This is a genomic window from Luteimonas soli, from assembly GCF_042648865.1.
GTDB classification, from domain to species: domain Bacteria; phylum Pseudomonadota; class Gammaproteobacteria; order Xanthomonadales; family Xanthomonadaceae; genus Luteimonas; species Luteimonas soli.
On the sequence record NZ_JBHRYA010000008.1, the window covers coordinates 1 to 8458 of the forward strand.

The 8458-nt window shown below is 55.8% G+C and carries 8 protein-coding genes; all 8 read left to right on the forward strand.

Annotated features, from left to right (window positions below; translation table 11 throughout):
* The first annotated feature begins 810 nt into the window (after positions 1–810).
* The 8 genes from ACFONC_RS12745 (at position 811) to ACFONC_RS12780 (ending at position 8277) form a co-directional block, all read left to right on the forward strand.
* Positions 811–1503 (forward strand): DUF4386 domain-containing protein, encoded by a 693-nt coding sequence (locus tag ACFONC_RS12745; protein ID WP_386744687.1) that lies wholly within the window; start codon positions 811–813, stop codon positions 1501–1503.
* A gap of 495 nt (positions 1504–1998) precedes the next feature.
* Positions 1999–2355 carry a hypothetical protein gene (locus ACFONC_RS12750; RefSeq protein WP_386744689.1) on the forward strand — a complete coding sequence of 119 codons (357 nt, stop codon included), beginning with the start codon at positions 1999–2001 and terminating at the stop codon, positions 2353–2355.
* Positions 2356–3255: 900 nt separating this feature from the next.
* Entirely contained in the window at positions 3256–3777 is a 522-nt protein-coding gene (gene merC, locus ACFONC_RS12755) for an organomercurial transporter MerC (protein ID WP_386744690.1), read from the forward strand.
* A complete protein-coding gene (locus ACFONC_RS12760; RefSeq protein WP_117203649.1) occupies positions 3759–3983 on the forward strand; it encodes a GDCCVxC domain-containing (seleno)protein in 225 nt (74 codons plus the stop codon). The genes merC and ACFONC_RS12760 overlap by 19 nt, the downstream gene beginning before the upstream one ends.
* 2533 nt (positions 3984–6516) lie before the next feature.
* Positions 6517–6960 (forward strand): hypothetical protein, encoded by a 444-nt coding sequence (locus ACFONC_RS12765; protein WP_386744692.1) that lies wholly within the window; start codon positions 6517–6519, stop codon positions 6958–6960.
* Between the two features lie 110 nt (positions 6961–7070).
* Positions 7071–7358, forward strand: a complete 288-nt coding sequence (locus ACFONC_RS12770; protein WP_386744694.1) for a hypothetical protein — start codon at positions 7071–7073, stop codon at positions 7356–7358.
* A 119-nt stretch (positions 7359–7477) separates the two neighbouring features.
* Positions 7478–7861, forward strand: a complete 384-nt coding sequence (locus ACFONC_RS12775; RefSeq protein WP_386744695.1) for a hypothetical protein — start codon at positions 7478–7480, stop codon at positions 7859–7861.
* Positions 7862–8055: 194 nt separating this feature from the next.
* Positions 8056–8277, forward strand: a complete 222-nt coding sequence (locus tag ACFONC_RS12780) for a hypothetical protein (RefSeq protein ID WP_386744697.1) — start codon at positions 8056–8058, stop codon at positions 8275–8277.
* Positions 8278–8458: the final 181 nt, after the last annotated feature.

The following is an 8458-nucleotide window of genomic DNA, read 5'->3' on the forward strand; positions in this document are numbered from 1 at the left end:
TGGCAGGTAAAGCTTGCCATGTGGTTGGCTCCACTACGCGTCTCGGCTTAACTTAGGTGTTAGGCCGCTCGGGCAAGTACAATGCTTGTGTTAGTCCGCGCCATTGATAGTTCCCGGCGCAAGCCTGTCGCTCCAGCCAGGAGCGCAGTCAGCTCACTCTCGATGGTTCACGGCGCAAGCCGCTGGCTCACGGACAGGGCGGCCGTTCCCCACTCCAGATCGCACGCGGCGCAAGCGCGTCCTCCGGCTGGATTTGTCGTAAAGTCTGCCAGCGGGCGCGTTGGTTCCTCGGCCGGCGGCCTAACAGTTCAATCAAGCCGAACCCGCTTCGCGGGTCGGCTTATTTCAAGGTGTTAGGCGGCATACCATGACCTCTCGCAACCCATATGAGCCTCCGGAATCTACAGTCTCCACAAAGGAGTCTGCGGCCAGGAATTCCAGCGGCACAGCAGTGGGACGGGTGTTCAAAGTCATTCTAGGCAGTGGCCTTGCCGCAGTACTTGGCTTGGGCGCGGGACTGCTCGGTGCAACGCTTTACGCTCGGCACTATTACCCCAATGACCCTGAACCGATGGACTTCACAATTGGCGCCATCTTGCTCTGGGTGTGGGTTAGCGTTTGGCTCGCTGGTACTGCTTTGGCGGCATGGTTCGCTCTTCGGAAGCCACGGACCGATGCCGCCTAACAATTCGTTCAACCCGAACCCGCTTCGTTCCACCAACAACATGGCAGATAAAGCTTGCCATGTTGTTGGCTCCACTACGCAGGTCGGGTTAACTCAGGCGTTAGGCCTCAAGGGAGGGATCGCTGATGAACCAAGCATCGACTGTCGAAACACAAATTTTCTATGCGCGTATAGCAGGACTTGTGTACTTGCTGCTTATCGTTCTATTCATGAGCGGCGAGTTCCTCATTTCTGGCATTGTTGGGGACGGAGATTTTGCTGCTAAAGCGCAAAACATTGCATCTTCCGAGCGGCTCTACCGCACTGCACTTGCCTTGCAAATTCTCGTGCCTGTACTCACCGTTATACTGGCCTATGCGCTATACATCACCGTTAGACCGGTGAACGAGCGCCTCGCACAGATGGCCATGTTCTGGCGGCTCGGGGAGTCATTTATCGGCGCGACGGCCATGATTTTTGGCTTCGTGAAACTTCATATCTACACGGGGGCCGGCAGTGCAGCCGGCTTTGAACCAGCGCAGTGGGAAGCTCTTATGACATTGGCGCGCGGCGCTCACACTGCGGGGTTCAACTTTTCCACGCTCTTCTTCAGCGTTGGCTCCATCGCTTTTTTCTATCTGTTCTTAAAGTCCAACTACCTGCCAAAAATTCTATCTGTGCTCGGCCTTGTTGCCTCTGTCCTAGTAGTGCTAACCAGCCTTGCCAATCTTGTTTTTCCAGAGCACAACGATGTCCTTGAATTCGGTTGGGCACCAATGTTCCTCAGTGAGATTGCCACTGGACTTTGGCTGTTGTTCCGTGGAGTCAAGGTTCGCTGATTGAGGCCTAACAATTCATTCAAGCCGACGCCGCTTCGCGGCGCGGCTTAATTCTGGCGTTAGGGCCCATGCCAAGCAATCTCGCAAGCGGGTTCAAAGCACTGACGATCTTTGCGTTTTTGCTCTCGGCTCTGGGCGGCGTCTGGTTTGGTCTCTTCTCTTGTGGCGGCTACGTTTGGCATCACCAGATGATGCATTGGACGCTTGGCGCCCTGGTCGTGGCGTTGCTGCTTTGCCCACCACAGCGGGCCGCGTCTCTCGGTCGTAGAGCAACCCTTGCACTTGCAGTCATCGGCGCGTTCTTTGTCGTTCGCGCTCTAGCTGCCCCGTTCTATCCAGCCTTTCCCGGCTTCGGAGACTACTTCCGGCAGGTAGGCTTGGCTCTTGCCGCTGGCTCGTGCTAAATGGGCCCTAACAAATCATTCAAGCCGAACCCGCTTCGCGGGTCGGCTTAATTCTGGTGTTAGGCCGCACACAAGTTTCAGGAGGGGACCAATGATCACGCTAACTGCAGAGATCTATACGCCACGTTGGGGCCATGACGACACCTACAAGTTCGAGATGTCGAACGAAGAGATGGTCATCTCAAACGGACCAAGGAAGTCGAAGTGTGTGTGGCAGGAGGGCGGTGATCCAATCTGGCAAGGGGAGTCGATTGATAGCCATCTCCGCAACGACTCCATATACGCCCCTGGGGTATTTCCAGCTCTCCTGGAGCACCTTTGGCGCGCTTGGCGAAACGGCGAGCTGAACGCGCAACAAGCTCAGGTGGAGCTCGACGCAATCGTTGAGTGGTTGAACTCGCTCACTCGTGCGAAGCCTCGGACGGATTTCTGGCGCAAGTATTTTTAGCACCTTGACCAACCACAGAGGAGCACGGGCGCGCGGGAACTGCGGCCTAACAATGCGTTCAAGCCGAAACCGCTTCGTTCCACCAAGCACATGGCAGATACAGCTTGCCATGTGCTTGGCTCCACTACGCAGTTCGGCTTAACTTAGGCGTTAGGCCGCTATGAACATTCGCAGCCTTCTACTTGTGGCACTTCGGATCTCGGTCTTTCTGGGCTTCGTTTGGCTAGCCCGAGAGTTCTTCGCCTTTGGGGAGATCGACGCATGCCTGGACAGCGGCGGCATCATTCACCAACAGCTGGCTATCTGCACCGATGGCAATCGCGGAGAGTGGAAGATGAGCTCGGGGCTTCCTTACTTGGCGTGGGTACTCGGCTTAGGGGCTCCGGCGCTACTCACTTTCGGCCTTTATGCTCTGATCCGCAGGTGGGTGCTCCCGCAAGTTCCGGGCGCGGCCTAACATTGCGTTCAAGCCGAAATTGCATCGCTACGCCGTCAACATGGCAGAAAAAGCTTGCCATGTTGCCAGCTACGCGCTGCAATTCGGCTTAACTTGAGCGTTAGGCCTCATGGAAGCATCAAGACAATCGTCCAACAGCCTTCTCAAAGCCGCCAGGGAGTTCTGGCCCTACTATGTTTCTGCCTGGGTCTTCTCGCTTGTCTTTCTCCTCTTTGGCGCGTCAGGCTATTTGACCCAAACAACATTCACACTTTTGGTACTTCCAATTTTCTTTCTGGCATTTGGTAGAGCCAGCCTTCCTTGGCTCCGTCAAAAGGTTGGCTACTGGCCTTCTGTGTTCTGGGCAGTGCTTGTACCATTTCTGATTTGGGGTATCGCAGTCTTCGGTGTTGGGCTCACAGCAAAGCTACTGGCTGAGGCCTAACAATTCGTTCAAGCCGAACTTGCTTCGCTCCACCAAACACATGGCAGAAAAAGCTTGCCATGTGTTTGGTTCCGCTACGCAAGTCGGCTTAACTCAGGTGTTATACGCCGCAGAAAATGTCTCGCAAATTGAGGAAAAAAGCATGAGTGTCACGCGCGTTCTGGACAAAACAAGTAGCTTCGGTGCACTGGTCGCGGCAATGTCCTGCGCTGGCTGTTTTCCGGCTCTCGGGTCGTTGGGCGCCGCGATCGGCCTTGGCTTCCTTGGGCAATACGAAGGCTTCCTGTTCCGTAAGTTGCTCCCCGGTCTGGCAGTGCTTGCGTTCTTGGTAAATGCTTGGGCCTGGTATAGGCACCGCCAATTCGCTCGCGGCCTGCTCTCGGTCGCAGGTCCAATCGCCGTGCTGGCTGCGTTGCTCGTCTTCTGGAGCTATGACTGGAGCATCTACCTGTTCTATGTGGGCATCGCTCTCATGCTTGTCGCGTCTATTCTTGATCTCCTGCGTCCTGTAAGAGCCACCCAATGTCCAGCATCGAACTAGAGTCGGTTATCACCTGCCCCGAGTGCGGTGCTGTTACGCAGGAAACTATGCCCACCAATGCGTGCCAGTGGCTCTATGAGTGCGGCGCGTGCCATGTGGTGCTCAAACCGCTACCGGGGGATTGCTGCGTCTATTGCTCGTATGGCACGGTCAAGTGCCCACCTATTCAGCAAGGCAGTTCCTGCTGCAGTAGTGGCGGCGCATAACAATTCATTCAAGCCGAAGCCGCTTCGCGGCTCGGCTTAATTCAGGTGTTAGGTGCGCGTATGGGGATTGATGTTCATTGGAGAGACGAGCACGGAGAAACCTTGGCTACTGTCGAGGACGCGGGGATGCTGCTCAGCAGGCTCAGCAGCTTTTTTTCCGGGAGATCTGATAGTGTCTGCCTTCGCTTCATAGACCCTTTCGGAGATGCCTGCTTTAATCAACACCAGATCCCGGTTCTTCTAAGTGAGTTGCAGCAGGCTCTGACGTCGGTATCCGATACAAGGACAGTTGAGCACCTGCAAAGGGTAGTTGGGCTCCTTGAGGGTTCGGGCCAAGTGCACACGTATGTGTGGTTTGTGGGTGACTAGGCGCGCACCTAACAATTCGTTCAACCCGAACCCGCTTCGTTCCACCAACAACGTGGCAGATAAAGCTTGCCACGTTGTTGGCTCCACTACGCAGGTCGGGTTAACTCAAGCGTTAGAGCCCATGGCGAGATATTCGTTTTCTGACAAACGTCGCTTGGTGATTTCTTCATTTCTTCTGATCGTCGCTGGCGTATTTCTTGCCTGGTATTTTGATCCGCCAAGTCGAGCGACAGGCCGTTACACAGCTTCTGTAATAAGCAATTACTCCCCAAATAGCACACGCCAAGGTAGGAGCCAGCCGGTTCTAGTTGCCTTGCCCAACGGGTGCAAGGTAGTTGCATTTCTTCCGGCCGGTCCTGGCCTTTATGCGCACGGGGCTAAAGTTGACGTAGTCGGCTTTGATACGCTGCTCTTTCACCGCCGGTCTTACTGGTCGGTAGACCTAGTGCCCAGCAATGGGCTCTAACAATTCATTCAAGCCGAACTTGCTTCGCTCCACCAACAACATGGCATAAAAAGCTTGCCATGTTGTTGGCTCCGCTACGCAAGTCGGCTTAACTCAGGCGTTAGGCCGCACAAGCAGCCACGTACTATTGTTCGGGCAGCAGCGGCTTGCAGCTCATCGCGTCACCGGCTCTTTTGGTTCGTCGCGCTTGCTGTGCCCTCGCCCTTCGGCAAGTTGTCGTGCAAGTTCACGCTGGGCTGCGCGGCTGGGTTCTCGCTCGGCGGGTCCATCGCGCCGTGCAAGTCCGGGCGGTGCAGGTTCTCGGCGCGCAGCAATGGCTCTCACCGCGGCTTCGTGCACAAGCATCGTCGCACTCGGCACTTCATCGGGGTACAGTGCGGCCTAACAAGTCATTCAAGCCGAACTTGCTTCGTTACACCAACAACATGGCAGATAAAGCTTGCCATGTTGTCGGCTCCACTACGCAAGTCGGCTTAATTCCAGCGTTAGGCCGCACAAGCAGCAACGGTTCCTTGCTTGGGCAGCAGCGGCTTGCAGCCCATCGCGCTACCGATTCTTTTGGGGCATCGCGTTTGCGGCGCCCTCGCCCTTCGGCAAGTTGTCGTGAGAGTTCACGCAGGGCTGCGCGGCTGGCTTCTCGCTCGGGCGGCTCATCGCGTCGTGCGGTTCCTGGCGGTGCAGGTTCTCGGCGCGCAGGTACGGTTCTCACCGCGGCTTCGTGCATGTAGCGGCGTCGCACTCGGGACTTCATCGGGGTACAGTGCGGCCTAACAAGTCATTCAAGCCGAACTTGCTTCGTTACACCAAACACATGGCAGGAAAAGCTTGCCATGTGTTTGGCTCCACTACGCAAGTCGGCTTAATTCCGGCGTTAGGCGGTGCTGCTCAAACAGTTCGGCGGCTTGTTCCTTCGGCCACTGTGTCGCAGCGTGTCGGGTCGGCTTCGGCCAGAATTCCATCGGGTAGCAACCTGTCGGCGGCGGCAGCATCGCTTCGGCAAGTCGGCAACGTGGAGCGCATCGCGCAATCGTTCTCGGCAGCTTCGGTTGCGGTACGCTTGAAGGGTTCTCGGTAAAGCCACGGTCACCGCGGCTGGTAGTGTTTCGGGGAGGCGGGTTCTTGGTGTGCGGCGTCGGCAACAGGCGCGGCATCCCAGGCAGTACCGCCTAACAAGTCATTCAAGCCGAACTTGCTTCGTTACACCAACAACATGGCAGGTAAAGCTTGCCATGTTGTTGGCTCCACTACGCAAGTCGGCTTAATTCCGGCGTTAGGCGCCGTAATATCTATCCAAGCATTTGAAAGTAGGGAGACATTTCATGCGCTATCTCCACCTCGCCATCGCCGTGCTTTGCGGATTGTCTTTTGTCATGCTACAGATCCCCGAGTCACGAATTGGGGTCCACTTCTTGAGCTCTTTTATCGAGCTACCCAGCAACTCTCTCGCCACACTCTCCTTCTTGCTTGGCGCAGTGACTGGCGCCTTCGTGGCCACCTTCATTTGTTCGCTTTTCAGGTCTCGTAGCCACCTCACATCGGCGACGGGCGGCCAGTCGCGGTCCGGCGCCTAACAATTCGTTCAAGCCGACGCCGCTTCGTTCCGGCGCCAGGCATGGCAGGAAAAGCTTGCCATGCCTGTCACCTGCACTACGCAGCGCGGCTTAACTCCGGCGTTAGGCCCCACTGGAAGGTTTCTTGATGCTCGACACGCTTTCTGCACTCGCAAGCATCGCTACCGCGGCAGCAGTGATTGTTGCAGCATGGCAGCTTGCGCTCTCAAAGAGACAAGCAGTCACTACCTTCGAGGATTCGCTCGCCAAAGAGTATCGGGACATCGCTGCGACACTTCCGGTCAAGGCATTGCTCGGTGAGACTCTTAGTGAACCGGAGTACTCGGACAAATTCGACGAGTTCTACAGATACTTTGACCTGTGCAATCAGCAAGTCTTTCTTCGCCAAACTGGCCGAGTATCAGATAGGACTTGGCAGTTCTGGCAAGAGGGAATTGCGTCAAATCTCAAACGCCCAGCGTTCGAGAGAGCATGGGCGGAAGTGGCAAGACGGTCAAACGGCGACTTCTCTGAGTTGCGCTCACTGTTCCCGCCAAAGCCAGGGGATCACAGTAGCTCGGGTGGGGCCTAACAATTCGTTCAACCCGAACCCGCTTCGTTCCACCAACAACATAGCAGATAGAGCTTGCCATGTTGTTGGCTCCACTACGCAGGTCGGGTTAACTCAGGTGTTAGGCCCCAATGGCACGTTCGCTACTAGCCAAAACTGAGATACTGATTGGCGTCGGTCTTCTGACCATTGCCGCGGTTCTGTTCGCCAATTCTTACCTCTGCCTTTTCAACAAACTGTCCTGCGGCATGGTCGAGCCGATTCTGGCGCTGTTTGCTTCGGCATTTGGCGCCAGCTTCCTTGGCGCGGGGCTTCTCCGGGGGCGCAACGGGTTGGCCACGGCTTCTGCATACATACCGGCGCTTTTCGCTGCGCTAGTACTTGCGTACCAGGCGTCCGGGCTGCATGTTGGGGCCTAACAATGCGTTCAAGCCGAACGCGCTTCGTTGCACCAAACACATGGCAGGTAAAGCTTGCCATGTATTTGGCTTCACTACGCACGTCGGCTTAACTTAGGTGTTAGGCGCCAGGAGAGTCAATGAGCTACGACCTGATGGTCTTCGACCCAACCGCCGCTCCGAAGGAGCGCGAGTCCTTTATGGCGTGGTACGACAAACAGACTGAGTGGTCGGAGGAGCACAGCTACGACGATCCGGTTGTCACCGCACCCGCGCTGCAGGCATGGTTCCAGGAGATGATTCAGTTCTTCCCGCCAATGAATGGTCCGCTTGCGGTAGATTCAGATGCATCTGAGGTTACAGACCATTCCATTGGCAAGAGCGTTATCTATTGTGCGTTTGCTTGGTCAGTCGCAGAGCGGGCGTACAACAAGACGCGAGAGCTCGCTGTTAAACATCGCGTTGGATTCTTTGATGTGAGTTCAGATGAGGGTGAGATTCTATTTCCTGCACCTAGTAGTTGAGCATGGCGCCTTGGGGATTGCGGGTCTGGCGCCTAACAATTCGTTCAACCCGAACCCGCTTCGTTCCACTAACAACATGGCAGGTAAAGCTTGCCATGTTGCCAGCTCCACTACGCAGGTCGGGTTAACTCAGGTGTTAGGCAGCAAGAACCACCGTTCGTACACACTCACACACAAAACAGGGGAAACATCAGATGCCCAAGAAGCCAGGTGATGGTAACTATTCGCTCCGCGAGAAGAAGCTTTTGGCCCAAAATGCCAAGCTCAAAGCTGACGTTGCGGCTGTAAAGGCCCAAGTAAAGGTCAAGGACGCCCAACTCAAGGAGACCACCGCCAAGCTCAAGGCGGCAATTACGGCGGCCACGCATCCAAGCACGGCTGCAAAAAAGGCGGCAAAGAAAGTAGCCAAGAAGTAGCGCAGCTTGCTGCCTAACAATTCGTTCAAGCCGAACTTGCTTCGTTACACCAAACACATGGCAGAAAAAGCTTGCCATGTGTTTGGCTCCACTACGCAAGTCGGCTTAACTCAGGCGTTAGGCCCCTTGGAAAGTCAGCCGATGGACATTGCAATTCTTGCAGCCGCAGTCATCGGGTACC